At 68.3% G+C, this 24,279-nt stretch carries 22 protein-coding genes; 1 reads left to right on the top strand and 21 read right to left on the bottom strand.

Annotation, left to right across the window (positions count from 1 at the left end):
- The first annotated feature begins 191 nt into the window (after positions 1-191).
- Complete coding sequence (locus AAAZ40_RS03385; protein ID WP_476661171.1) at positions 192-1,130, top strand: MerR family transcriptional regulator; 939 nt, start codon at positions 192-194, stop codon at positions 1,128-1,130.
- Here the strand turns inward: AAAZ40_RS03385 and hisD are convergent.
- The 21 genes from hisD to AAAZ40_RS03280 all read right to left on the bottom strand — a co-directional run bounded on the left by hisD (position 1,127) and on the right by AAAZ40_RS03280 (position 24,274).
- On the bottom strand, positions 1,127-2,494 hold the full coding sequence (gene hisD, locus AAAZ40_RS03380; protein WP_476661170.1) for a histidinol dehydrogenase: 1,368 nt from the start codon (positions 2,492-2,494) through the stop codon (positions 1,127-1,129). The genes AAAZ40_RS03385 and hisD overlap by 4 nt on opposite strands.
- Positions 2,491-3,210 (bottom strand): ATP phosphoribosyltransferase, encoded by a 720-nt coding sequence (gene hisG, locus AAAZ40_RS03375; RefSeq protein WP_476661169.1) that lies wholly within the window; start codon positions 3,208-3,210, stop codon positions 2,491-2,493. The genes hisD and hisG overlap by 4 nt, the downstream gene beginning before the upstream one ends.
- Positions 3,207-4,493 (bottom strand): UDP-N-acetylglucosamine 1-carboxyvinyltransferase, encoded by a 1,287-nt coding sequence (gene murA / locus AAAZ40_RS03370; protein ID WP_476661168.1) that lies wholly within the window; start codon positions 4,491-4,493, stop codon positions 3,207-3,209. Before murA ends, hisG begins: the two co-directional genes overlap by 4 nt.
- Positions 4,494-4,561: 68 nt before the next feature.
- On the bottom strand, positions 4,562-4,813 hold the full coding sequence (locus tag AAAZ40_RS03365; RefSeq protein WP_476661167.1) for a BolA family protein: 252 nt from the start codon (positions 4,811-4,813) through the stop codon (positions 4,562-4,564).
- A gap of 99 nt (positions 4,814-4,912) precedes the next feature.
- Entirely contained in the window at positions 4,913-5,668 is a 756-nt protein-coding gene (locus AAAZ40_RS03360; protein ID WP_476661166.1) for an ABC transporter permease, read from the bottom strand.
- Positions 5,665-6,597: an ABC transporter ATP-binding protein gene (locus AAAZ40_RS03355; RefSeq protein WP_476661165.1), complete on the bottom strand. Its 933-nt coding sequence runs from the start codon at positions 6,595-6,597 to the stop codon at positions 5,665-5,667. Before AAAZ40_RS03355 ends, AAAZ40_RS03360 begins: the two co-directional genes overlap by 4 nt.
- Positions 6,598-6,631: 34 nt before the next feature.
- On the bottom strand, positions 6,632-6,976 hold the full coding sequence (locus tag AAAZ40_RS03350; protein WP_476661164.1) for an STAS domain-containing protein: 345 nt from the start codon (positions 6,974-6,976) through the stop codon (positions 6,632-6,634).
- Positions 6,977-7,003: 27 nt separating this feature from the next.
- The gene (locus AAAZ40_RS03345) at positions 7,004-7,690 is read right to left on the bottom strand and encodes an MlaC/ttg2D family ABC transporter substrate-binding protein (RefSeq protein ID WP_476661163.1); all 687 of its coding nucleotides are present in this window, start codon (positions 7,688-7,690) and stop codon (positions 7,004-7,006) included.
- Between the two features lie 72 nt (positions 7,691-7,762).
- Positions 7,763-8,599: an MlaA family lipoprotein gene (locus AAAZ40_RS03340; RefSeq protein ID WP_476661162.1), complete on the bottom strand. Its 837-nt coding sequence runs from the start codon at positions 8,597-8,599 to the stop codon at positions 7,763-7,765.
- Positions 8,600-8,651: 52 nt separating this feature from the next.
- Entirely contained in the window at positions 8,652-9,137 is a 486-nt protein-coding gene (gene mlaD / locus AAAZ40_RS03335; protein WP_476661161.1) for an outer membrane lipid asymmetry maintenance protein MlaD, read from the bottom strand.
- A 12-nt stretch (positions 9,138-9,149) separates the two neighbouring features.
- Positions 9,150-9,932, bottom strand: coding sequence for a lipid asymmetry maintenance ABC transporter permease subunit MlaE (gene mlaE / locus AAAZ40_RS03330; RefSeq protein WP_476661160.1), 783 nt, complete (start codon positions 9,930-9,932; stop codon positions 9,150-9,152).
- Positions 9,929-10,774, bottom strand: a complete 846-nt coding sequence (locus tag AAAZ40_RS03325; protein ID WP_476661159.1) for an ABC transporter ATP-binding protein — start codon at positions 10,772-10,774, stop codon at positions 9,929-9,931. Before AAAZ40_RS03325 ends, mlaE begins: the two co-directional genes overlap by 4 nt.
- A gap of 64 nt (positions 10,775-10,838) precedes the next feature.
- Positions 10,839-12,314, bottom strand: a complete 1,476-nt coding sequence (locus AAAZ40_RS03320) for a glutamate synthase subunit beta (protein WP_476661158.1) — start codon at positions 12,312-12,314, stop codon at positions 10,839-10,841.
- 43 nt (positions 12,315-12,357) lie between these two features.
- Positions 12,358-17,121 (bottom strand): glutamate synthase-related protein, encoded by a 4,764-nt coding sequence (locus AAAZ40_RS03315; protein WP_476661157.1) that lies wholly within the window; start codon positions 17,119-17,121, stop codon positions 12,358-12,360.
- A 130-nt stretch (positions 17,122-17,251) separates the two neighbouring features.
- A complete protein-coding gene (locus AAAZ40_RS03310; RefSeq protein ID WP_476661156.1) occupies positions 17,252-17,959 on the bottom strand; it encodes a transposase in 708 nt (235 codons plus the stop codon).
- Positions 17,960-17,980: 21 nt separating this feature from the next.
- A complete protein-coding gene (locus tag AAAZ40_RS03305; RefSeq protein WP_476661155.1) occupies positions 17,981-19,204 on the bottom strand; it encodes a deoxyguanosinetriphosphate triphosphohydrolase in 1,224 nt (407 codons plus the stop codon).
- A complete protein-coding gene (gene aroB, locus AAAZ40_RS03300; RefSeq protein WP_476661154.1) occupies positions 19,164-20,369 on the bottom strand; it encodes a 3-dehydroquinate synthase in 1,206 nt (401 codons plus the stop codon). Before aroB ends, AAAZ40_RS03305 begins: the two co-directional genes overlap by 41 nt.
- Before the next feature lie 8 nt (positions 20,370-20,377).
- The gene (locus AAAZ40_RS03295; RefSeq protein WP_476661153.1) at positions 20,378-20,911 is read right to left on the bottom strand and encodes a shikimate kinase; all 534 of its coding nucleotides are present in this window, start codon (positions 20,909-20,911) and stop codon (positions 20,378-20,380) included.
- Positions 20,912-20,916: 5 nt separating this feature from the next.
- Positions 20,917-23,037 carry a type IV pilus secretin PilQ gene (locus AAAZ40_RS03290; RefSeq protein ID WP_476661152.1) on the bottom strand — a complete coding sequence of 707 codons (2,121 nt, stop codon included), beginning with the start codon at positions 23,035-23,037 and terminating at the stop codon, positions 20,917-20,919.
- The gene (locus AAAZ40_RS03285) at positions 23,034-23,582 is read right to left on the bottom strand and encodes a pilus assembly protein PilP (protein WP_476661151.1); all 549 of its coding nucleotides are present in this window, start codon (positions 23,580-23,582) and stop codon (positions 23,034-23,036) included. Before AAAZ40_RS03285 ends, AAAZ40_RS03290 begins: the two co-directional genes overlap by 4 nt.
- Positions 23,579-24,274: a type IV pilus inner membrane component PilO gene (locus AAAZ40_RS03280; protein WP_476661150.1), complete on the bottom strand. Its 696-nt coding sequence runs from the start codon at positions 24,272-24,274 to the stop codon at positions 23,579-23,581. The genes AAAZ40_RS03285 and AAAZ40_RS03280 overlap by 4 nt, the downstream gene beginning before the upstream one ends.
- Between the last annotated feature and the right edge of the window lie 5 nt (positions 24,275-24,279).

Genomic DNA, 24,279 nt, shown 5'->3' with positions numbered 1-24,279 from the left:
AAAGGCCGGACCAGGCCTGTGACAGCCCCCCTGCTGCGGCCCTCGATCGATCCCAGAGCACAACCATAAACTGCAAACAGCAAAGAGTAATATCGGCATGGATGGGTCAACCAGCGGCCATCCAGGGGACTTTTGTGGCATGATCGCAAGCGATGCTCAAGCGCCTTGCACCCTCTCAGGCTCCGCTCGCTTTGTCTATTGCAGACATGGAGCGTGAAACCGGCTTGGGCAAAGACACGCTGCGCGTCTGGGAGCGCCGCTATGGCTTTCCCACCCCCAGCCGCGACGCCCACGGCGAGCGCCGCTACGATGAAGCCCAGCTGCAGCGCCTGCGCCTGATCAAGCGCCTGCTCGATTCCGGCCAACGACCGCACCAGGTGGTGCCCCTGCCCGAGGCCGAGCTGCAAGCCCGTCTGCAGGAGCGGTTACAGGCGCAGCAGGCCGGCAGCCCCCCCGCATCCAGGCCCGCGCTGGAGCCTGCGTGGTGCCAGCAGTGGCTCAGCGCCCTGCAAGCCAACCAAACCGAGACCCTGCGCCTGCGGCTGCACGAGCAGCTGCTGCGCCACGGGCTGGGGCCGACGATCGAGGATTTCATCGTACCCTTGAGCGTGGCTGTGGGGCAGGCGTGGCTGGACGAACGGATTTCGGTGTTTCAAGAGCACCTGCACAGCGAGGTCGTGCAATCGGTGCTGCGTCAGGCGCTGGTGCAACTGGACCTGCAAGGCCACAGCGGCACCCCGCCCAGGGTGTTGCTCACCACCTTGCCCAACGAACACCACGCCCTGGGGCTGCTGATGGCCGAGTGCTTTCTGGCGCTGCAGCACTGCCAGCGCTTGCCGCTGGGCCCCAACACCCCGGTGCTCGAGGTGCTGGCGGCGGCGCAGCAGCTGCAGATCGACGCCGTGGCTTTGAGCTTTAGCTCGCACCACCCGTCCAACGAGGTGCTGGCCGCCTTGCGCCAGTTGCGCGCGCAGTTGCCCAGCACGGTGGCGCTGTGGGTGGGCGGCAATGCCCCGGTGCTGCGCTCGCCGCGCCTGCCTGCGGGCGTGACCGCCCTGCGCCGTGCCTGCGAGCTCGAGGCGGTGGTGGCGCAGTGGCGCGCGGCGCACAGCGCGCCTCGAGCGCCTTAGCTGTTGGCGGGGGGATGCAGCCGCATCTCGGCCGCACGGGCGTGCGCCTGCAGGCCCTCGCCGTGCGCCAACACGCTGGCGATGCGGCCCAGCGTCTGCGCGCCGGCGGCGCTGACCTCGATCAGGCTGCTGCGCTTCTGAAAATCATAGACCCCGAGCGGGCTGGAAAAACGCGCCGTACCGGCCGTGGGCAACACGTGGTTGGGGCCGGCGCAGTAGTCGCCCAGGCTTTCGCTGGTGTAGGCGCCCATGAAAATGGCGCCGGCGTGCTGCAGCAGCGGCTCCCAGCGCTGCGGCTCGCGGCAGGCCAGCTCGAGGTGCTCGGGCGCGATGCGGTTGCTGATGGCACAGGCTTCTTCGAGGCTGCGGGTCTGGATCAGGGCGCCGCGGCCATTGAGGCTGGCGGCGATGAGGGCGGCGCGCGGCATCTCGGGCAGCAGACGATCGATTGCCTCCTGCACGGCATCGAGATAGGCCGGTTCGGGGCAGAGCAGGATCGACTGCGCCAGCTCGTCGTGCTCGGCCTGGCTGAACAAGTCCATGGCCACCCAGTCGGGTGGCGTGCTGCCGTCGGCCAGCACCAGAATCTCGCTCGGGCCGGCGATCATGTCGATGCCGACCTGGCCAAACACGTGCTTTTTGGCGCTGGCCACGTAGGCGTTGCCGGGGCCGGTGATCTTGTCCACCCTGGGCACGCTCTGGGTGCCGTAGGCCAACGCCGCCACCGCCTGCGCGCCGCCGATGGTGAAGGCGCGCGCGAACCCGGCCACGTGGGCGGCGGCCAACACCAGCGGGTTCCTGGCGCCGTCGGGCGTGGGCACGACCATCACGATTTCGGCCACCCCGGCCACCTGGGCCGGGATGGCGTTCATCAGCACCGAGGACGGGTAGGCGGCGCGCCCGCCGGGCACGTAGATGCCCACGCGCTCCAGCGGCGTCACCTTTTGCCCGAGCAGGCTGCCGTCGGCGTCGCGGTAGCTCCAGCTCTGGCCACAGGCCTGCAACTGGGCCTCGTGGTAGCGGCGCACGCGCGCGGCCGCCTGCAGCAGCGCCTCGCGCTGGGCTGCGGGCAGCTGCTCGAAGGCGGCTTGCAGTTCCGACGGCTGCAGCTGCAGCGCCGCCATGCTCGGGGCGTGCAGGCGGTCGAAGCGGCGCGTGCAGTCGAGCACGGCGGCGTCGCCGCGGGCGCGCACGTCAGCCACGATCTCGAGCACGCGCTGCTCGATGGCGGCGTCGGCTGCGGCGGACCAGTGCAGGCGCTGGGCCAACTGGGCCTCGAAATCGGGCTGCTGCGTGCTCAGGCGCAGCGGGCGCGCCTGCAAAGGGGGGGTGGAGCCTGCAGATGCAGCGGGCGTGGTCATCATGCCAGCCCCCCCGGCGCGCAGATCGGGGCGCTGTCGTGCGCGGTCTCTTGGGCTGTGGCCTGGGCAAAGGCATCGAGCAGCGGCCGCAGCAGCGCGCGCTTGACCTTGAGCGCACCTTGGTTGACCACCAGGCGCGAGGAAATGTCCATGATGCGCTCGACCTCGATCAGCTGGTTGGCCCTGAGCGTGTTGCCGGTCGAGACCAGATCGACGATGGCATCGGCCAGACCGGTCAGGGGCGCCAGCTCCATGCTGCCGTAGAGCTTGATCAGATCGACATGCACGCCCTTGCTGGCAAAGAACTCGCGCGCGATCGCCACGTATTTGGTCGCCACGCGGATGCGCGCGCCCTGGCGCACGGCGCGCACGTAGTCGAAATCGGCGCGCACCGCCACGCTCATGCGGCAGCGCGCGATCTGCAGATCGAGCGGCTGGTACAGCCCGACGTTGGCCGCTCCGCCCCACTCGGCCTCGTGCTCGAGCAGCGTGTCTTTGCCGCACACGCCCAGGTCGGCGCCGCCGTACTGCACGTAGGTGGGGACGTCGGAGGCGCGCACCAGCACCACATGCAGCGCCGGGTCGTTGGTGGGCAGGATCAGCTTGCGCGAGCGCTCGGGGTGCTCCAGCACCTCGATGCCGGCGGCTTGCAGCAGCGGCAGGGTTTCGTCGTAGATGCGGCCTTTGGACAGGGCCAGCGTGATGCGGTCGGCACTCATGCGATCCTCTCGATTTGGGCGCCCAGGGCGCGCAGTTTGAGCTCCATCTGGTCGTAGCCGCGGTCCAGGTGGTAGATGCGATCGACCACGGTTTCACCCTCGGCCACCAGGCCGGCGATGACCAGGCTGGCGGAAGCGCGCAGGTCGGTGGCCATGACGGTGGCGCCCGACAGCTGCGCGCCGCTGCCGCCCAGCCCTTCGATCAGCGCCAGCCGGCCGTCGATGCGGATCTTGGCCCCGAGCCGCTGCAGCTCGTGCACGTGCATGAAGCGGTTCTCGAAAATGGTCTCGCTCACGCTGCTGCTGCCCTGCGCCACGGCGTTGAGGGCCATGAACTGGGCCTGCATATCGGTCGGGAAGCCCGGGTACTCGGTGGTGCGAAAGCTCTGCGCGCGCAGCGCGGCCGCGCCGGGCGACTGCACCTGCAAGCCGTCGGCGCTGGCTTGCACCGACACCCCGGCCTCGCGCAGCTTTTCAATCAGCGCCTCGAGGTGCTCGCCGCGGGCGTGGCGCAGGTGCACCGCACCGCCGCAAGCGGCCACGGCGCACAGAAAGGTGCCGGCCTCGATGCGGTCGGCCACCACGGCGTGCTCGGCCCCGTGCAGGCGCTCCACGCCCTGGATGCGGATGCGGCTGCTGCCGTGGCCCTCGATCTGCGCCCCCATGGCGATCAGCAGCTCGGCCAGGTCGGTGACTTCGGGCTCTTGGGCGGCGTTTTCGAGCACGGTTTCACCCTCGGCCAAGGTGGCGGCCATGAGGAAGTTTTCGGTGCCGGTGACGGTAATCATGTCGGTGGTGATGCGCGCGCCGCGCAGCCGGCTCTGGCCCGGCGCCAGCTGCGCCACCATGTAGCCGTGCTCGATGGCGATCTGCGCCCCCATCGCCTGCAAGCCCTTGATGTGCTGATCGACCGGGCGCGAACCGATGGCGCAGCCGCCCGGCAGCGACACCCGCGCCCGCCCCAGCCGCGCCAGCAGCGGCCCGAGCACCAGCACCGAGGCGCGCATGGTCTTGACCAGCTCGTAGGGCGCCAGCGGCTCCAGCGCCGCGCCGGCCTGCAGCGTCAGGCCGCCGCGCTCGCCGTGGGTCTGCACCTGCACGCCCATGTGTTCCAGCAGGCGGCGCATGGTGGCCACGTCGCGCAGACGCGGCACGTTGCGCAGCGTCACCGGCGCGTCGGTGAGCAAGGTGGCGCAGAGCTCGGGCAGGGCGGCGTTCTTGGCGCCAGAGATCGGCACCTCGCCGTGCAGGCGCTGGCCGCCTTGGATGCGCAGTTTGTCCATGGGTGGAGGGGGGGGTAGGCGGTGGAGGGATTGGGGGCGCTGGGGTGGGGTTGGCCGCGCGCAGTCGCTCAGGCGGTGCTGGCCTGGCGCGCCGACCATTCGGCCGGGGTGTGCGTCTGCATCGAGAGCGCGTGCACCTCGTCGCGCCGGATGCGCTCGCCCATCGCGGCATAGACCATTTGGTGGCGCGCGATCAGGCGCTTGCCCTCGAAGGCGGGCGAAACCACCACCGCGTACCAGTGGCGGCCGTCGCCGTTCACCTCCAGGTGCAGGCAGTCGAGGTGGGCGGCGATGAGGGTTTGCAGTTCTTGCGCGGTCATGTTGTGGTGTGCCTGGAATGGAGTGCCTGGTGTGGAATGGCTGCGGGTGGCGCCTGAAAATGCGGCCAGCGATAGGATAGCCCAATGGGAGCCTGGGCGTCAGTGCCGCAGCTTGTAGCCCGATTTGAGCAGATGCAGCGCCAGCCCGCCGACCAGCACCCAGGCAACCCCGAGCACCGCCAGCGAGAGCCAAGGCGAGACGTCGCCCTGGCCAAAGAAACCGTAGCGAAAACCGTCGATCATGTAGAAAAACGGGTTCAGGTGGCTGACGAACTGCCAAAACGGCGGCAGCGAGTGGATCGAGTAGAACACACCGCTCAGAAACGTGGCCGGCAGAATGAGGAAGTTCTGAAACGCCGCCATCTGGTCGAACTTGTCGGCCCACAGCCCGGCGATCACGCCCAAGGCCCCGAGCAACCCAGCCCCGAGCACGGCAAACACCAGAATCCAGAGCGGATAGACGAGGTAAAAGCCGACAAACCACACCGTCACCAGCCAGACGCACAAGCCCACCGCCAGCCCGCGCACGATCGACGAGCCCACATAGGCCACGAACCAGGCCCAGTGCGACAGCGGCGTGAGCAGCACGAACACCAGGTTGCCCATGACTTTGCTCTGGATCAGGCTCGACGAGCTGTTGGCAAAGGCGTTTTGCAGCACGCTCATCATGATCAGGCCCGGCAGCAAAAAGCTGGTATAGACCACGCCTTCGAACACCTGCACATGGTCTTGCAGCACGTGGCCAAAGATCAGCAGATACAGCAGCGCCGTGACCACCGGCGCGGCCACGGTCTGAAAGCCGACCTTCCAGAAACGCAGCACCTCTTTGTAGAACAGGGTCTGCCAGCCGCTCATGACGCCACCCCCGCACGCATCAGGTCGAGAAACACGTCTTCCAGATCGGGCTGGCTGATTTCGAGGTCGTCGGGCTGCAGGCCGGCCAGGCGCAACTCGGCCAGGGTGCGCTCCAGCGCGGCCGCGTCGGGCACTGGCAACTGCACCATGCGCCCGGTCACGCGCGCCTGCGCTGCCAGCGCGGCTGGCAAGGGCTGGTCGGTCCTGAAGCGCAACACCTTGGCGCTGCTGGCGCGTTTGAGCAGCGTCGAGGTGCGCTCCAGCGCCAGCACCCGCCCGTCTTTGAGCATGGCGATGCGCCCGCACAGCGCCTCGGCTTCCTCGAGGTAGTGGGTGGTGAGCAACACCGTGCAGCCCCGACGGTTGAGCCCAGAGATGAACTGCCACAGCGTTTGGCGCAGCTCCACATCGACGCCGGCGGTGGGCTCGTCGAGCACGATCACCGGCGGGCGGTGCACCAGCGCCTGCGCCACCAGCACGCGCCGCTTCATGCCGCCCGAGAGCTGGCGCATGTTGGTGTCGGCCTTGTCGGCCAGGCCCAGGCCGGCCAACAGCTCGTCGATCCAGCCCTCGTTGCCGCTGATGCCAAAGTAGCCGGACTGAAAGCGCAGCGCCTCGCGCACCGTGAAAAAGGGGTCAAACACCAGCTCTTGCGGCACCACGCCCAGGCGCCGGCGTGCCGTGGCGTAGTCGCTGGCCACGTCGGCACCGAGCACGGCCACACGGCCGCTGCTGGCGCGCGCCAGCCCGGCCAAGATGCTGATGAGGGTGGTTTTGCCGGCGCCGTTGGGCCCCAGCAGGCCAAAAAACTTGCCCGGCTCGATGTCGAAACTGACGCCGTCGAGCGCCTGCAGCTCGGCACCGGCGCTGCGGTAGCGCTTCGAGACCTGCTGAAACGACACAGCGGCAGTGGCAGAGCTAAGGGGCATGAGGTGGCGCGGCTAAACCGGCCATTCTATCGCCTTAGGCGGCCAACAGTTCGCTCACGCCGTAAAGGGCCGCCAGTTCGCGCAGGCGCAGCGGCATGTGCAGCACCTGCAGGCGGCCGCCCCGCGCTTGCAGCAAGCGCGCCACCGCCAGCAGCGCCGCCAGCGCCGACGAATCAAAATGCTGCAAGGCGGCGGCATCGAGCGACCAGTGGGCAGCTCCAGTCTGGGCTGGCGCGGCGGCGGTGGGTGCGGCCACGTCGGATTCCATCAGCGCCAGGCAACGCTGCACGTAGGCATCGGCCTGCTCGTGCGTCAGGCGCTGCGGCAAGTCGGGCAGGCTGCGCGGCGCGGCCAAGGCTGCGCCCTGGGCTGGGCTCATGGGCATGGCATCAAAGACGCAAGGGGCTCAGGTGCGTGCCGCCGCCGCACCGGCGCGGTTGCGTTCGGCCAACGAGGCGATCAGGCCGTCGATGCCGCGGGCGTTGATCTCGGTGGTGAACTGGTTGCGGTAGGTGTCCACCAGCCAGATGCCCATGACGTTGAAGTCAAACACCTTCCAGCCCTGCGGGGTGCGTTCGAGCCGGTAGTCGATCTGGATCGGTTCGCTGCGCCCGCGCAGCTCGGTGCGCACCACCACCTCGGTGTCTTGCGGGGTGAAGCGGCTGGGGCGCAACACCAGCGTCTGGTCGGTCACGTGGCTGAGGGCCCCCGAGTAGGTGCGCACCAGCAGCAGCTTGAACTCGTCTTGCAGCCGGGTGCGCTGCTCGGGTGTGGCCTGGCGCCAGAAGCGCCCCACGGCCGAGGCGGTCATGCGGCGAAAGTTGACGTGCGGCATCAACTTGCCATCCACCAGCGCCATGATGCGGTCGATGTCGCCGCCACGCAACACCGGGTCGGCCTGGATCTGGCGCAGCACCTCGAGGCCCACGCGCATGATCAGCGCATCGGGGGCCTCGAGGGTTTGCGCCGCCACCCGGGCCGGTGCCAGCAGCGCAGCGCCCACCACCCCCAGGGTGCCAAGGGCACCAAGGGCGTAGAGCGCAGCGCGGCGCGAGGCCGCGGGCAAAGCAAGTGGGTGCAGGTCGTGTTTCATGATGGGTATTGTGCAGCGCCCAAGCCGGGCCGGCCGGTTCAAGGGCGCAGATGTTGCATTTGCTTGCATCGCTTACTGTGCCGGCACCGAAGTGGGAGCGGGAACGGCAGCAGGTTCGGACGCCGGTTCCTCTTCATCAGGGAACTCGTCGGGGAACTCGTCGGTGCGGATTTGCGCCGCGCGGCGTTGCAAGAAGGCATTGCGGATGAAGCTGTAGCGGTCGAGCGCAATGCGGTCCACCATGTCGGTGGCGGGCAGCAGGTCGGCGCGGTTGTCGGTCAGGCGCAGCACCGTGAGGGCGTTGCGGTCGGCGCGGGGCTCCACGGTGCCGATCGGGTCGGCGTTTTGGTCCACCACCCGGCCCACGGCGTCGCGCACGGTGGAGGGCCCCAGCAGAGGCAGCACCAGATAGGGGCCTGTGGGCACGCCCCAGCGCCCCAGGGTGTGGCCAAAGTCGAGCGGGGTGCGCTCGACCCCAGCCTCGGTGGCGATGTCGAGCACGCCGCCAAAGCCAAAGAAGGTGTTGATCTTGACGCGGGTGAGGTTTTCCACCGCCTCTTGCGGCCGCGCCTGCAGACTGGCGTTGACGAACGACCAGAAATCGCGCAGGTTGTTGAAAAAATTGTTGACCCCGGTGCGCAGCGGCGAGGGCACGGTGTCGCGGTAGGCGACGGCCACCGGGCGCGCAATGGTGCGGTCCACGGCGTCGTTGAACTGCTGCACCTGGCGGTTGAGCGGCTCCAGCGGGTCTTGGGGGTGGGCGTCGGGGCCGGTGGCGCAGCCGCTCGTGGCCAGCAGCGCCAGCGCGGCGCAACCCATGCCCAACCACCCGGCGCGCGGCGGGGGTTGGGCAGTGCGGTGCGCAATCTGCGTGCCCGGCATATTTTTCACACCCTGTAAACGGTTCATTTTTGCGATCCCTCCATTGATTCCTTATCCATTCCACCCCGTCGCTGCGCGCTCATTGGCGGGCAGCGGCTCCGTCGGCACCGGAATCGGCCGCGCGGTTGAACAAAAACTGCCCGATCAGATTCTCGAGCACGATCGCCGACTGCGTCAGCGTCACCGTGGCCCCGTCGGCCAGGTTTTCGTCCGCCCCGCCGGGCACGATGCCCACGTACTGCTCGCCCAGCAGGCCGCTGGTCAGGATCTGGAACGAGCTGTCGCTAGGAAAAGCGTAGCGCTGTTCCAGCAGCAGGGTGACATCGGCCTGAAAAGTCTGGTCGTTGAAGGTGATTTGCTGCACCCGCCCGACTGGCACCCCGGCGCTGCGCACCGTGGCCCCGGCGCGCAGGCCGCCGATGTTGTCGAAACGTGCCGTCACCTGGTATGTGGGCTGCCAACTGATCTGCAACAGATTGGCCGACTGCAGCGACAGAAACAGCAACGCCAGCGCCCCCAGCAGCACGAACAGACCGACCCACACATCCTTGACCGAGCTTTGCATATGCGTTTCCCCTCACACTCCAAACATCAGCGCCGTCAGGACAAAGTCCAGCCCCAGCACCGCCAGCGAGGCCATGACCACGGTGCGCGTGGTGGCGCGCGCCACCCCTTCAGGCGTGGGCGTGGCCAGATAGCCCTGCAGCAGCGCGATGAACGTCACCGCCACGCCAAACACCAGCCCCTTGACCAGGCTGTTGCCCACGTCGCTCCAGACATCGACCCCGGCCTGCATCTGCCCCCAGTAGGCCGAACCATCGACACCCAGCAGATGCACGCCAACCAACCAGCCCCCCAGGATACCGACGGCGCTGAACACCGTCACCAGCACCGGCAGCACGACGACCCCAGCCCAAAAGCGCGGCGCCAGAATGCGCGCGATCGGGTCCACCGCCATCATCTCCATGGCGCTCAGTTGTTCGCCGGCTTTCATGAGGCCGATTTCGGCCGTGAGCGAGGTGCCGGCGCGGCCCGCAAACAACAGCGCCCCGATCACCGGCCCGAGCTCGCGAATCAGGCTCAAGGCCACCAGCAAGCCCAGCACCTCGGTGGAACCAAACTGGTTCAGGATGTAGTAGCCCTGCAGCGCCAGCACAAAGCCCACGAACAGGCCCGAGACACCGATGATGGCCAGCGAGTAGTTGCCCAAAAAGTGGATCTGGTCGCGCAGCAAGGGGTAGCGGCGCAGCACCGCCGGCAGCAACACGAACAGACGCAGCAGCAAGCGTGCGCCAAACCCCAGGCTGGCGAGCCACTGGCGCACCGCAAAGCCTATGTGCGAGAGCGCTCTTTGCGTCACCGGCGGCCTCCGGCGGCTGGGCGGGCCGGCGGCGCACCCAAGCCGTAATCGTCGGCCACCGAGGCGGCCGGGTAGTGAAAATGCACCGGCCCCTCGGGCTCGGCGTGGATGAACTGGTGCACCAATGGGTCGGTGCTTGCGCGCACCTGCTGCGGGCTGCCCTGCGCGGCCACACGGCCTTGGGCCAGCACCACCACGTGGTCGGCAATGGCCAGGGTTTCGTGCACGTCGTGCGACACCAGAATGCTGGTCAGGCCCATGGCGTCGTTGAGCTGGCGGATCAGGCGCGCGATGGTGCCCAGCGAAATTGGGTCCAGGCCGGCAAAGGGCTCGTCGTAGAGCACCAGCTCGGGGTCGAGCGCGATCGCGCGCGCCAGCGCCACGCGGCGCGCCATGCCGCCCGAGATCTCGGACAGCAGCAGGTCGCGCGCGCCACGCAAGCCCACGGCGTCGAGCTTCATGAGCACGATGTCGCGGATCAGCCCCTCGGACAGGCGCGTCTGCTCGCGCAGCGGGAACGCCACGTTGTCATAGACGTTCAGGTCGGTGAACAAGGCCCCGAACTGGAACAGCATGCCCATGCGCCGACGCACCGCATACAGGCCAGCCAGGTCGAGCGCGCCGACATCCAGGCCGTCAAAGCGCACCTGCCCCGACTGCGCCCGCTGCTGGCCGCCGATCAGGCGCAGCACCGTGGTTTTGCCGCCGCCCGATGCGCCCAGCACCGCCGTGACGCGGCCACGCGGCACCGTCAGCGACAGGCCGTCGAGGATCGGGCGCTGGCCGTAGCCAAAGCGCACCTGCTGCAGCTCGACCAGAGGGGGTGGGGCGGTGGGATTCATATAAGTGGCGTGGAGCGATCATAAGGGAAAGCCCGCGCTCCCAACCCGCCCGGGGCTGCTGAGCCTAGCGCGGCAAGTCCGAGTGCCCCATCAGGAATTCGTCCACCGCCCGCGCCGCTTGCCGGCCCTCGCGGATCGCCCACACCACCAGCGACTGGCCGCGGCGCATGTCGCCGGCGGCAAACACCTTGGGCACGTTGGTGGCGTAGCCGCCGCTGGCCTCGGTGTGGGCGCGGGCGTTGCCGCGCGCGTCTTTTTCCACCCCAAAGGCCTCGAGCACGCTGGCCAGCGGGTGCGTGAAGCCCATGGCCAGCAGCACCAGATCGGCCTTGTGCTGCTGCTCGGTGCCCGGGATTTCGACCAACTTGCCGCCTTGCAGCTCCACTTGCACCGTGGTCAGGCCGCTGAGCTTGCCTTTGCTGCCGGTGAAGGCCTTGGTTGAAATGGCAAAGGCGCGCTCGCAGCCCTCCAGGTGGCTGGAGCTGGTGCGCAGCTTGATTGGCCAGTAGGGCCAGGTCAGGTTGCGGTCTTCTTGCTCGGGCGGCATGGGCAGCAGTTCAAACTGGGTCACGCTGGCGGCGCCGTGGCGGCGGCTGGTGCCGACGCAGTCGGAGCCGGTGTCGCCGCCGCCGATCACGATCACGTGCTTGCCGTCGGCGCGGATCTGCTTTTTCAGTCTGTCGCCGGCGTTGACCTTGTTTTGCTGCGGCAAGAACTCCATCGCAAAATGCACACCGTCGAGCTCGCGCCCCGGCACCGGCAGGTCGCGGCTCTGCTCGCTGCCGCCGCACAGCAGCACGGCGTCGTAGTCGGCCTGCAACTGCGCCGCGGCGATGCTGCGCTTGGCCTCGTTTTGCACCTTGGCCCCGGCGCCTTCGGTGGGCAGCTCACCCACCAGCACCCCGGTCTGGAACTGCACCCCTTCGGCCTGCAACTGCGCCACGCGGCGCTCGATGTGCGATTTTTCGAGCTTGAAGTCGGGGATGCCGTAGCGCAGCAGGCCGCCCACGCGCTCGTTTTTCTCGTACACCGTGACCGCGTGCCCGGCGCGCGCCAGCTGCTGCGCCGCCGCCAGGCCGGCCGGGCCCGAACCCACCACGGCCACCTTTTTGCTCGTGGCGTGTGCCGCCGGCTGCGGCTGCACCCAGCCCTGCTCCCAGGCGCGGTCGATGATCGCGTGCTCGATCGACTTGATGCCCACCGCGTCGTCGTTGATGTAGAGCGTGCAGGCCGACTCGCACGGCGCCGGACAGATGCGGCCGGTGAACTCGGGGAAGTTGTTGGTGCTGTGCAGCACCGCGCTGGCGTTTTGCCAGTCGGCACGATAGACCAGATCGTTGAAATCCGGGATGACGTTGTGGATCGGGCAGCCGTTGTTGCAAAACGGCGTGCCGCAGTCCATGCAGCGCGCGGCCTGGCGCCGGGCCTGCGCGTCGTCGAGCGCGATGACGAACTCGCGGTGGTTTTTCAGGCGCTCGGCGACCGGCTGGCAGCCTTCCTCGAGGCGCTCAAACTCCATGAAACCGGTGATTTTTCCCATGATGCGGTACTCGCTGAACTTGGTTGGTGTCGTGGGGGCAGGCTCAGGCCGTGGCTGCCGGAGCCAAGGCGGCTGGGGCGGCGCTGGCAGCGGCCTGGGCGCGCGCGTGCAGCTCGCCCAAAGCGCGCTGGTACTCGGTCGGCATGACCTTGACGAAGCGGCTGCGGCTGTAGTCCCAGTGGTCCAGAATCTGGCGCGCCTTGGCCGAACCGGTCCAGCGCAGGTGCGCTTCGATCAGGGCGCGCAGTTGCGCCTCGTCGGTCTGGCCACGGTGCCAGATGCCGCGCTGGCCGGCGGCCTCTTGCTCGGCCGCTGGCAGCACTTTCTCGAGCCGCACCATGGTGGTGTTGCAGCGCTGGGCAAACTGGCCGTCTTCGTCGAGCACATAGGCCACGCCGCCGCTCATGCCGGCGGCAAAATTGCGCCCGGTTGCGCCCAACACCACCACGGTGCCGCCGGTCATGTATTCGCAGCCGTGGTCGCCGGTGCCCTCGACCACCGCCGTGGCGCCCGAGAGCCGCACCGCAAAGCGCTCGCCGGCCACGCCGCGCAGGAACGCCTCGCCGCTGGTGGCGCCGTAGAGCACGGTGTTGCCGACGATGATGTTGCGCCCGGCGTCGCCGCGAAACTCGATGCTCGGGCGCACCACTACGCGCCCGCCCGAGAGGCCCTTGCCGGTGTAGTCGTTGGCGTCGCCGATCAGATACAGGGTCACGCCCTTGCACAGGAACGCGCCGAACGACTGCCCGCCCGTGCCCTCGAGCTGGATGCGGATGCTGTCGTCGGGCAGGCCCTCGGGGTGTACGCGCGTGACCGCGCCCGAGAGCATGGCGCCGACGGTGCGGTTGACGTTGCGCGCCGTTTCAATGAACTGCACGCGCTCGCCGCGCTCGATCGCCGGGCGCGATTTTTCGATCAGCCGCACATCCAGCGCCTGCCCCAGGCCGTGGTCTTGGGTGCTGGTGTGCCGGCGCGGCACCGCAGCGGGCAGTGGCGGCTGGTAGAACAGGCGCGAGAAATCCAGCCCCTGCACCTTCCAGTGCTCGAGCCCGCGCCGGGTGTCGAGCAGATCGGCGCGGCCCACCAGATCGTCGAAGCGGCGCACACCGAGCTGGGCCATGATCTGGCGCACCTCTTCGGCGACGAAGAAGAAGTAGTTCACCACGTGCTCGGGCTGGCCCGAGAACTTGGCGCGCAGCGCCGGGTCTTGCGTCGCCACGCCCACCGGGCAGGTGTTGAGGTGGCACTTGCGCATCATGATGCAGCCCTCGACCACCAGCGGTGCGGTGGCAAAGCCGAACTCGTCGGCCCCCAGCAGCGCGCCCACCACCACGTCGCGCCCGGTCTTGATCTGGCCATCGACCTGCACCCGGATGCGGCCGCGCAGGCGGTTGAGCACCAGCGTCTGCTGCGTTTCGGCCAGCCCGATCTCCCACGGGCTGCCGGCGTGCTTGATGCTGGACCAGGGCGAGGCCCCGGTGCCGCCGTCGTGGCCGGCGATCACCACGTGGTCGGCCTTGGCCTTGGCGACCCCGGCGGCAATCGTGCCCACGCCCACTTCCGACACCAGCTTGACCGAAATGTCGGCGCGCGGGTTGACGTTTTTCAGGTCGTGGATGAGCTGCGCCAGGTCTTCGATCGAGTAGATGTCGTGGTGCGGCGGCGGGCTGATCAGGCCCACGCCCGGCACCGAGTGGCGCAAGAAGCCGATGTAGTCCGAGACCTTGGTGCCCGGCAACTGCCCGCCCTCGCCCGGCTTGGCGCCCTGGGCCATCTTGATCTGGATCTGGTCTGCGCTCACCAGGTATTCGGCCGTGACGCCAAAGCGCCCCGAGGCCACCTGCTTGATGCGCGAGCGCAGGCTGTCGCCCGGTTGCAGCGGCAGCTGCGCCACCACCTTGTCGGCACCGATGACCGAAGCCAGCGTCTGGCCACTGCCGATGGCGCTGCCCTTGAGTTCGGCGCGGTAACGCGCCGGGTCTTCGCCGCCCTCACCGGTGTTGCTCTTGCCCCCGATGCGGTTCATGGCCACCGCCAGCGTGGCGTGGGCCTCGGTGCTGATCGAGCCCAGCGACATGGCGCCGGTGGCAAAGCGTTTCACGATCTCGCGCGCCGGCTCCACTTCGTCGATGGCGATGGCGCGCGCCGGATCGACGCGGAACTCGAACAGCCCGCGCAGCGTCAGGTGGCGCCGGGTCTGGTCGTTGATGATCTGGGCGTAGTCTTTGTAGCTGGCAAAGTTGTTGGCGCGGGTGGCGTGCTGCAGCTTGGCGATGGCGTCGGGCGTCCACATGTGCTCTTCGCCGCGCGCGCGCCAGGCGTATTCGCCGCCGGCATCGAGCATGGTCGCCAGCAGCGGGTCGGTGCCAAAGGCGGCGCGGTGGGTGCGGATGGCCTCTTCGGCGATCTCGAACACCCCGATGCCCTCGACCCGGCTGGGTGTGCCGCTGAAGTACTTGTCCACCGTGGCGCTGTTCAGGCCGATGGCCTCGAACAGCTGCGCGCCGCAGTAGCTCATGTAGGTGCTCACGCCCATTTTGGACATGATCTTCGACAGGCCCTTGCCGATCGCCTTGACGTAGTGGTAAATGGCTTTGTCGGCCGACAGATCGCCACTGAGCTCGTGGTGGATGGCCTCCAGCGTCTGCATCGCCAGCCACGGGTGCACGGCCTCGGCACCATAGCCCGCCAGCAGCGCAAAGTGGTGCACCTCGCGCGCCGAACCGGTTTCCACCACCAGCCCGGCGCTGGTGCGCAGCCCCGTGCGCACCAGGTGCTGGTGCACGGCCGACAGCGCCAGCAGGGCCGGAATGGGCACCTGCTGCGCGCTCACGCCGCGGTCGCTCAAGATCAGGATGTTGCTGCCGCCCTTGATCGCGTCCACTGCCTCGGCGCACAGCGAAGCCAGTTTCGCCTCCACCCCCTCCTTGCCCCAGGCCACGGGGTAGCAGATGTCGATCGTGCTGCTCTTGAACTTGCCGCCGGTGCGGCGCTCGATGCCGCGCAGCTTGGCCATGTCGGCCGGGTTCAAGACCGGCTGGCTGACTTCGAGCCGCAGCGGCGGGTTGACCTGGTTGATGTCGAGCAAGTTGGGCTTGGGTCCGATGAAGCTCACCAGCGACATCACGATCGCTTCGCGGATCGGGTCGATCGGCGGGTTCGTGACTTGCGCAAACAGCTGCTTGAAGTAGTGGTAAAGCGGTTTGTTCTTGCTCGACAGCACCGCCAGCGGGCTGTCGTTGCCCATGGAGCCGATGCCCTCTTCGGCGTTGAGCGCCATCGGCGCCATGAGGAACTTGATGTCCTCCTGCGTCATGCCAAACGCCTGCTGCCAGTCGAGCAGCGCGGCGTCGCTGTGGTCGAGCGCGGCGCGGGCCGACTCTTCAACCCGCACCTCGCCGCCCTCGGCGGCACCGGCCACTGGTTGCGTCACGTCGTCGAGGCGCAGACGCAGGTTTTCGATCCACTGCTGGTAGGGCTTGCTGTAGGCCAGGCTGGCCTTGAGTTCCTCGTCGTCGATCAGGCGCCCCTGCTCGAGGTCGATCAGGAACATCTTGCCCGGCTGCAAGCGCCACTTGCGCACGATCTTGCTCTCGGGCACCGGCAGCACGCCGGATTCGGAAGCCATGATGACGAAATCGTCGTCGGTGACGCAGTAGCGCGAGGGCCGCAGGCCGTTGCGGTCCAGCGTGGCGCCGATCTGACGCCCGTCGGTGAAGACGATCGAAGCCGGGCCGTCCCAGGGCTCGAGCATGGCGGCGTGGTACTCGTAGAAGGCGCGGCGGCGCGCGTCCATGTGGGTGTGCTGCTCCCAGGGTTCGGGGATCATCATCATCACCGCCTGCGCCAGCGGGTAGCCGGCCATGGTCAGCAGCTCGAGGCAGTTGTCGAAGGTCGCGGTGTCGGACTGGCCGGCAAAGCTGATCGGGTACAGCTTGGCCAGGTCGGCCCCCAGCACCGGCGAGCTCATCACGCCTTCGCGCGCGCGCATCCAGTTGTAGTTGCCCTTGACGGTGTTGATCTCGCCGTTGTGCGCCACATAGCGGTAGGGGTGCGCCAGCGGCCACTCGGGGAAGGTGTTGGTCGAAAAGCGCTGGTGCACCAGCGCCAGCGCCGAGACGCAGCGCGCGTCTTGCAGGTCGAGGTAGTAGTCGCCGACCTGATTCGCCAGCAGCAGGCCCTTGTAGACCACGGTGCGGCTGCTCATGCTCGGCACGTAGTACTCCTTGCCGTGCTTGAGTCCCAGCGCCTGAATGTGCGCGCTGGCGGTCTTGCGGATCACGTAGAGCTTGCGCTCGAGCGCGTCCTGCACGATCACGTCGGTGCCGCGGCCGATGAACACCTGGCGGATCACGGGCTCGGTCTGGCGCACCGTGGGCGACATCGGCATGGCGGCGTTCACCGGCACGTCGCGCCAGCCCAGCAGCACCTGCCCTTCGGCGCGGATGGCGCGCTCCAGCTCTTGCTCGCACGCCAGGCGGCTGGCGTGTTCCTTGGGCAAAAAGATCATGCCCACGCCGTACTCGCCCGGTGGCGGCAGGGTGCAGCCGCGCGCCGCCATGTCGGCGCGGTACAGCGCGTCGGGCAGTTGCAGCAAGATGCCGGCACCGTCGCCCATGAGCTCGTCGGCGCCCACGGCACCGCGGTGGTCAAGGTTGGCCAGAATCTGCAAGCCCTGCTGCACCACGGCGTGGCTTTTCTGCCCCTTGATGTGGGCCACAAAGCCCACGCCACAGGCGTCGTGCTCGTGCGCGGGGTCGTACAGGCCGTACTGACGCAAGAGGTCGATTTCAAGGCTGGGCGACACGGCAAACTCCTAAGCGGTTGATGACTGCCGGCAAGCATAGGGCAAAGCGTGGGCTTTGACAAGCACAACAAATGGGGTCTGTCCCTAATTTATGCTTTTACGATACGTCTCCGATTAATTTAGGGACAGATTAGGCTTGCGCCAGCGCTGGTTGCACCCGCCGCGGCCGTCCGCGCTGCGCCGGCTGCAGCCGGCGCGGGGTGAGCGGCTGCAACTGCGCCACGAAAGCCGGGCTGCCCAGCACCCAGCCTTTGAGCGCGGCCTGCTCGAGCCGCTGCTGTGCCGCCTCGCTCAACCCCTGCTCCACCAGGGCCACATAAGCGGCCTCGCGCTCAAAGGGGGTGTTGCCCAGTTGCCAATAGGCCGGCGGTGCGCTCAGGGCCGGGTCGTGGCGCAGCCCGGCGTAGTGGGCATGGCTGCTCCAGGGGAATTCGGCCGCCGCACGCACCAGCCCCTGCCGCTGCGCCTGCGTGTCCAGGCTCAGGAGTGCGGGCAGCAACTCGGTTTCGGGCTGCAGCACCGTGCCGCGAAAGCGCCCCGCCCACAGCGTACCCGTGTGGCCGTGGCGCAGGTTGTAGTGGCGCCCATAGCTGCGCCCCAGCGCCTGCATGGTGCGCGACAAGGCCCCGTCGGCCAGCGGCGTGAGCAGCAGCCGCACCTGCTGCGCCAGCAACACGTAGCCGTGCCACTGCAGCGGCTGCGCACGCACGGCCTCGGTCAGCAGCCGCAAGAAAAGCTGCCGATCCGTGGCCTCGTGGAACAGCTCCAGCCCTGGGTGCGCGCGCCAGATCAACAGGTGCGGCCAGCCGCTCAGGCTCAGGCGGGGTTGGCGTGCCATCGGGTGGTGGCCCTCACCTAGTCAATCGAACAGGCTCTGCCCGGTCAGGCGCAGGTGCTCGCGCATGGCGTAGCGGTCGGTCATGCCGGCGATGTGGTCGGCCACGCGCCGGCGCAGGCTGATGGGCAGGGCGCCGGGCGCCGGGGCCGGAAGCTGCTGCGGGTCTTGGTGGTAGATCAGGTAGAGCTCGGTTACCACCTGGCGCGCGCGCTCGGTCTGCGCCATCACCTGCGGGTGGCGGTAGAGCTGCGCCATCAAAAAACGCTTGAGCGCGCCGGTCTGGGCGCGCATGGCGGCCGAAAAGCGCAACAAGGGCGGGCACAGCCGCACCTCGTCCACCGACTGCACGCCGGCCTGGGCGATGGCGGCGCGGCTGGCGTCGATCACGTCATAGACCTGCTCGGTCAGCATGCGTCGGATCGTTTCGTAGAGCAAGCGCTTGCCGTTGAGCGCCGGGTACTGCTGGCGCACGGCGCGCAGATGGCGCTCGAACAGCTCGACGGCACCGAGCTGCTCGAGCGTCAGCAGGCCCGAGCGCACGCCGTCGTCGATGTCGTGCGCGTTGTAGGCGATCTCGTCGGCCAGATTGGCCAGTTGCGCCTCGAGCGAGGGTGCGTGCCCGAGCAAAAAACGCGCCCCCACGCCGCCGGGCTCGAGCTGCTGCAAGCGCTCTGCGTTGGCGCGCGAGCAGTGTTTGAGTATGCCTTCGCGGGTCTCGAAGCACAGGTTCAGGCCGTCGAACTCTGGGTAGCGTTGTTCGAGGGTATCGACCACGCGCAGGCTTTGCAGGTTGTGCTCGAAGCCGCCCACGGGTTCGTGCGGCGTGGGTTGGTCTTCGGGCTCGTCAGGCTCGGGCGGCAGCTGGTGCAGGCAGGCGTTGAGCGCGTCTTGGCCCGCATGGCCAAAAGGGGTGTGGCCGAGGTCGTGCGCCAGCGCCAGCGCCTCCACCAGATCTTCGTGCAGCCCCAGGGCGCGGGCCATGCTGCGCCCCAGCTGCGCCACCTCGAGCGAGTGCGTCAGGCGGGTGCGAAACAGATCGCCCTCGTGGTTCAGAAACACCTGGGTTTTATAGACCAGGCGCCTGAAGGCGCTGCTGTGGATGACGCGGTCGCGGTCGCGCTGGAAGTCGTTGCGCGTGGGCGCCGGCGCTTGCGGGTAGCGCCGGCCCCGGCTGCGCTCGGGGTGGCAGGCGTAGGGTTGGAGCTCAGGCACAGCCGGCCTCGAGCACCTCGGCCACCAGGGCATCGGCCACCGGCTGCAGGTGGGCGGCGCCGGCGTCGTCCACCAGCACGAAGCGGATCTGGCCGGCGTCGGCCTTTTTGTCCACCCGCATCAGCTCGAGGTAGCGCGCGGCGTTGGCGGTCGGGTCGGCATCGAACCGGGGCGCCCGCACCGGCAGGCCGGCGCGCGCGATCAAATCGGCCAGCTGCTGAGCCCGATCGGCCGCGAGCAGCCCCAGGCGCTGCGACAGCCGCGCCGCCAGCACCATGCCGCAGCCCACCGCCTCGCCGTGCAGCCACTGGCCGTAGCCCAGCCCGGCCTCGATGGCGTGGCCAAAGGTGTGGCCAAAGTTGAGGATCGCGCGCAGGCCCGATTCGCGCTCGTCGGCGCCCACCACGGCGGCCTTGATCTCGCAGCTGCGCCGCACCGCGTGCGCCAGCGCGGCGCCCTCCAGCCGCAGCAGGCGCTCCAGGTTCGCGTCCACCCAGGTCAGAAAATCGAGGTCGTGGATCGGGCCGTACTTGATGACTTCGGCCAGCCCGGCGCTGATCTCGCGCGCCGGCAGGGTGCGCAAGGTGTCGAGGTCGCACACCACCCGCAGCGGCTGGTAGAAGGCGCCGATCATGTTTTTGCCCAGCGGGTGGTTGATGGCGGTTTTGCCGCCCACCGACGAATCGACCTGCGCCAGCAGCGTGGTCGGCACCTGCACGAAGGGCACGCCGCGCATGTAGCAGGCGGCCGCAAAACCGGTCAGGTCGCCCACCACGCCGCCGCCCAGGGCAAAGAGCAGCGTCTTGCGGTCGCAAGCCTGTTGCAGCAAGGTGTCGAATACCTGGTTGAGCGCATCCCAGTTTTTGTATTGCTCGCCGTCGGGCAGCTGCACCAGGTGCACGCGGCCAAAGCGCCCCTGCAAACCCTGCTGCAGCCTGGCGGCATAGAGCGGCCCGACCGTGGTGTTGGTGACGATCAGCGCCTGCGTAGCGGCGGGCAGGCCAGCCCACGAGGCGGCGGCGTCCAGCAGTCCGCTGCCGATCAGGATCGGGTAGCTGCGCGCGCCGAGGTCGATCTGCAGGCTGTGCGCAGGCGGGTGGGCCTGGTTGGGCGCGCTGGGGCTGGCAGCTGGCGGGTGCTGGCTGGCGGCGGGCGCAGCCGGGGCGGGTGGCGTGGAGCGGTGGTCGGGGGCGGGCATGGGGCGCATCATAGCGAGCTGGATGGGGGCGAGTTCGGCGCGTTCAGCTCCAGCCTGGCCGCGATCCAGTTGACCAGCGACGACACCGAAGGCCGGCCGGTCTCGACCACGCAATGCGCCGTCTCGCGGTACAGCGGGTCGCGCTGGGCGTGCAGCTCGCGCAGCTTTTGCAGCGGATCGGCCACCTGCAGCAGCGGCCGGCTGCGGTCGTGCTGCACGCGCCTGAACACCTCTTCGGGCGCCGAGCGCAAATAAAACACCTGCCCGCGCTTGCGCAGGCACTGGCGGTTGGCCGGGCGCAGCACGGCACCGCCGCCGGTCGAGAGCACGCACGGCGGCCCCTGGGTGAGCTCGTCGAGCACCGCCTGCTCCACGTCGCGAAAGCGCGCCTCGCCCTCGCGCTCGAAAAACGCGCGGATGCTGCAACCCAGGCGCTGCTCGATGGCCTGGTCCGAATCCACGAAAGGCAACTGCAAGCGCCGCGCCAGCAAACGCCCGACCGTGGATTTACCCGATCCCGGCAGACCGATGAGGATGATCAAGCGCCCTACCTTCTGGGCCCCAGGGCAGACATTTCGGTGAGCACACGGGGTGTGATGAACACCAGCAGCTCGGTGCGCCGGGTCGAGGTCTGGTTGCTGCGAAACAGGTTGCCGAGCACCGGCAGCTCGCCCAAGACCGGCACCCGGGCCTGGTTGTTGGTTTCTTCCTGGGTGTAAATGCCACCGATCACCACCGTGCCGCCGTTTTCCACCAGCACCTGGGTCTGCACGCTCTTGGTCTGGACTGCGGTCTGGCCATTGAAGACGATCGGTGTGTCGTTGTTGACGCGCAGCTGCATGATCACATCCCCATCCGGAGTGATCTGCGGCGTGACCACCAGCTTGAGCGAGGCGTCGATGAATTCGATCGTGGTGTTGCCGTCCTCGTCGCGGCGCAGGAAGGGGATCTTGCGGCCGTCTTCGATCGTGGCCTCGCGCTGGTCGGCCGTGACCACGCGCGGGCTGGCGATGGTCTTGAGGCGCCGGTCCGATTCGCTGGCCTCGATTTCAAGGTTGAGCAAGCGCGTCACGCTCGGGTTGAAGAGCGAAAAGGCAAAGGTGCCCGAGCCGATGGTGGGCGTGGGTATGTTGGTGACGTTGGCATTGCCCGCGCCGGTGGCACCGATGGTACCGAAACCGAGCGTGGTCTGCATCTCGTTGCCGCGGTGCCGCGCCAGCGTCACCGGGTCGGCAATGCGCCCGCCGAAACGCACGCCCAGGTTGCGGCCAAAGCTGTCTTCGGCTTCGACGATGCGGGCTTCGATCAACACCTGACGCATCGGCACGTCCAGAGTCTGGATCAGGGTTTGGATTTCTTCGAGCTTGGACGCGATGTCGGTGACAAACAACTGGTTGGTGCGCGGCTCGGCAAACACCGAGCCCTGGCGGCTGAGGATGCGCACCTGCGCATCGCCCGTGCCCACCGCCGTGGTCAGGTGCGTGGCCACCTCCTGGGCGCGCGCAAAGTTGAGCCTGAAGCTCTGGGTGCGCACCGGCTCCAGACCACGGATGGCCTGTGCGGCTTCGAGCACTTCGCGCTCCTTGGCCAGGATTTCGGTGCGCGGCGCCACCCAGATCACGTTGCCGGTGCGGCGCTGGCCCAGGTTCTTGGCCTGCAACACGATGTCGAGGGCCTGGTCCCACGGCACGTCGCGCAGGCGCATGGTCAGGCTGCCGGTGACGGTGTCGGAAGTGATGATGTTGAAGTTGCTGAAGTCGGCAATCACCTGCAGCAAGGCGCGCACTTCGATGTTCTGAAAGTTGAGCGAGATCTTGTCGCCGGTGAACTGCGGCGCCTGCCCAACGCGGTTCGGGTCCTGGCGCACCTCGCGCACCTCGAGCACGAACCGGTTGTCGGTCTGGAAGGCGCTGTGCTCCCAGTTGCCCGTGGGTTCGACCAGCAGCCGCACCCGGTCGCCCACCTGGGTGGCGGTGACGGTTTGCACCGGGGTGCCAAAGTCGCTCACGTCGAGGCGCCGGCGCAGGCCTTCGGGCAGCGAGCTTTGCTGGAACTCGACCACCAGGTTGCGCCCCTGCTGGCGCACATCGACGCCGACCTGGCTGTTGGCCAACTCGACCAGCACCCGCCCGGCGTTTTGTGCACCGCGGCGAAAGTCGATGTCGGCCAGCGGTTGCGTGCGCACAGCAGGGCCGGCGGGCGCAAAGGCTGCACCCAGCGCGCCCCCCGCCACCGGAACGGCCGCCTGCGCGCCAGGCTGCAGCTGCACCAGCAAGGTGTTGCCCTCGATGCGCAGCTCGTAGCCCACGGGCTGGCTCAGGTTGAGCACGATGCGCGTGCGGTCGCCCGCCTGCACCACGTTGGCCGAACGCAGGTTGCCCTGGTTGAGTTCAAACAGATTTTGGCCGGTGGCGTTGCTGGCCCCGGGAATGTCGAGCGCGATGCGCGCCGGCGCTTGCATGCTGAAGCCCGCCGGCAGTTGGCGCAGCGGTTCGCTGGTCTGGATGCGCACGAGCTCGCCGCCGCCACCTTGTGCCGCAGCGGTAAGCGCCTGGATGGCCAGCTGCGCCTGCGCCCACCCCGCCATCATCAAGGTGCAGGCGATCAAGGCATTGCGGGCGAGCCGCGGCAGGCTGGGGAGAAATGGGGTGTAAGGGGTCGGGTTCATTGGCCGGTGCCTTCTTGCAACTGCAATGTGGTGGTGCGCTCTACCCATTCGCCGACCGGGTCTTGAGCGATTTCGCGCAGGGTGATCTGGGTTTCGCTGATGGCGGTGATGCGACCGAAGTTCTGTCCCATGTGGTTGCCACGGCGCACCTGGTGGATCAAACCCTCTGAGCGCACCAGCGCCACGGTTTCGTTGCCGCGGCGCAACAAACCCACCATGGTGATGGTGTCGAGCGGCACCGCCTCCAGCGGGTCCTTGCGGCGGCGCATCTCGGCCGCCAGCAAACCGGATACGGCGGGCGAGACGGCCTCGGCGCGCAACAGCACCGTGAGCTTGTCGGAACTGAAGGGCGAGACAGCGCCCAGCCCCTGATAGGCTTGCGGTACGTGGGGCTGGGGTGCCGGCACCGGCGCCACACTGGGCTGCGCGGCAGCCCGCTGCTGATCCATCCAGGCTGAGAGGTCGTCGCCGCTGCTGGTGCAGGCAGTGAGCGCAAAGGCCGCTGCCAGCAGCACACCCAAGGGGTAAAACCGGGCCGTTCTCATCGCTGGCCCCCGGCGGCGCGCTGTTGCTGCTGTCGTTCGCGCTGGCGCTGCAGCACCTCTTCGGGGTCGAGGTAGCGAAAGGTCTTGGCGGTGGCGTCCATGGTCAGCACATCGGGCCGATTGGCTGCCGGCACCAGACTCAGGTTGTGGAGGGTGACGATGCGCGACAGGTGCGCGACATCGGAGACGAACATGCCGATGTCATGGTAGCTGCCGCTGACGCGCACCGCGATCGGCAGTTCGGCGTAGTGATCGCGCAACTCGACCTGCCCGGGCCGAAACAGCTCGAACTGCATGCCGCGCCCGATGCCGGCCTGGTTGATGTCGGAGAGCAAGGCGTCCATCTCGGCCCGACTGGGCAGCTGGCGCTCGAGCTGGCTCACGTACAGGCGCACCTGTTCGAGCTGGCCCCGCAGCGCCTCGAGGTTGGCCGCCTGTGCCACCTTGCTCGTGAATTCGGTGCGCAGCTGCGCCTCGCGCTGGCGCTCGGACTCCAGCTGCGTGCTCAGGCCACTGAGCACGGCGTACCACAGGCCCGCCAGCACCGCCAGCGCCACCACCAGCAGCAGCAAGCGGCGCGGCATGGCGGGCCAGCGCGAGGGGTCGTTGGGGTCGAGCCCGCTGAATTGCGACCGCACCCCCTGCTGCCAGCGGGCAAAATCGAACGAGGCGGGTTGGGTTTTTTTGCTCATGATCG

The organism is Serpentinimonas sp. SMBJO2 (assembly GCF_056341105.1).
Note: the sequence above shows the minus strand (reverse complement) of the source record. Positions and strands in the feature narration are given on the sequence as shown.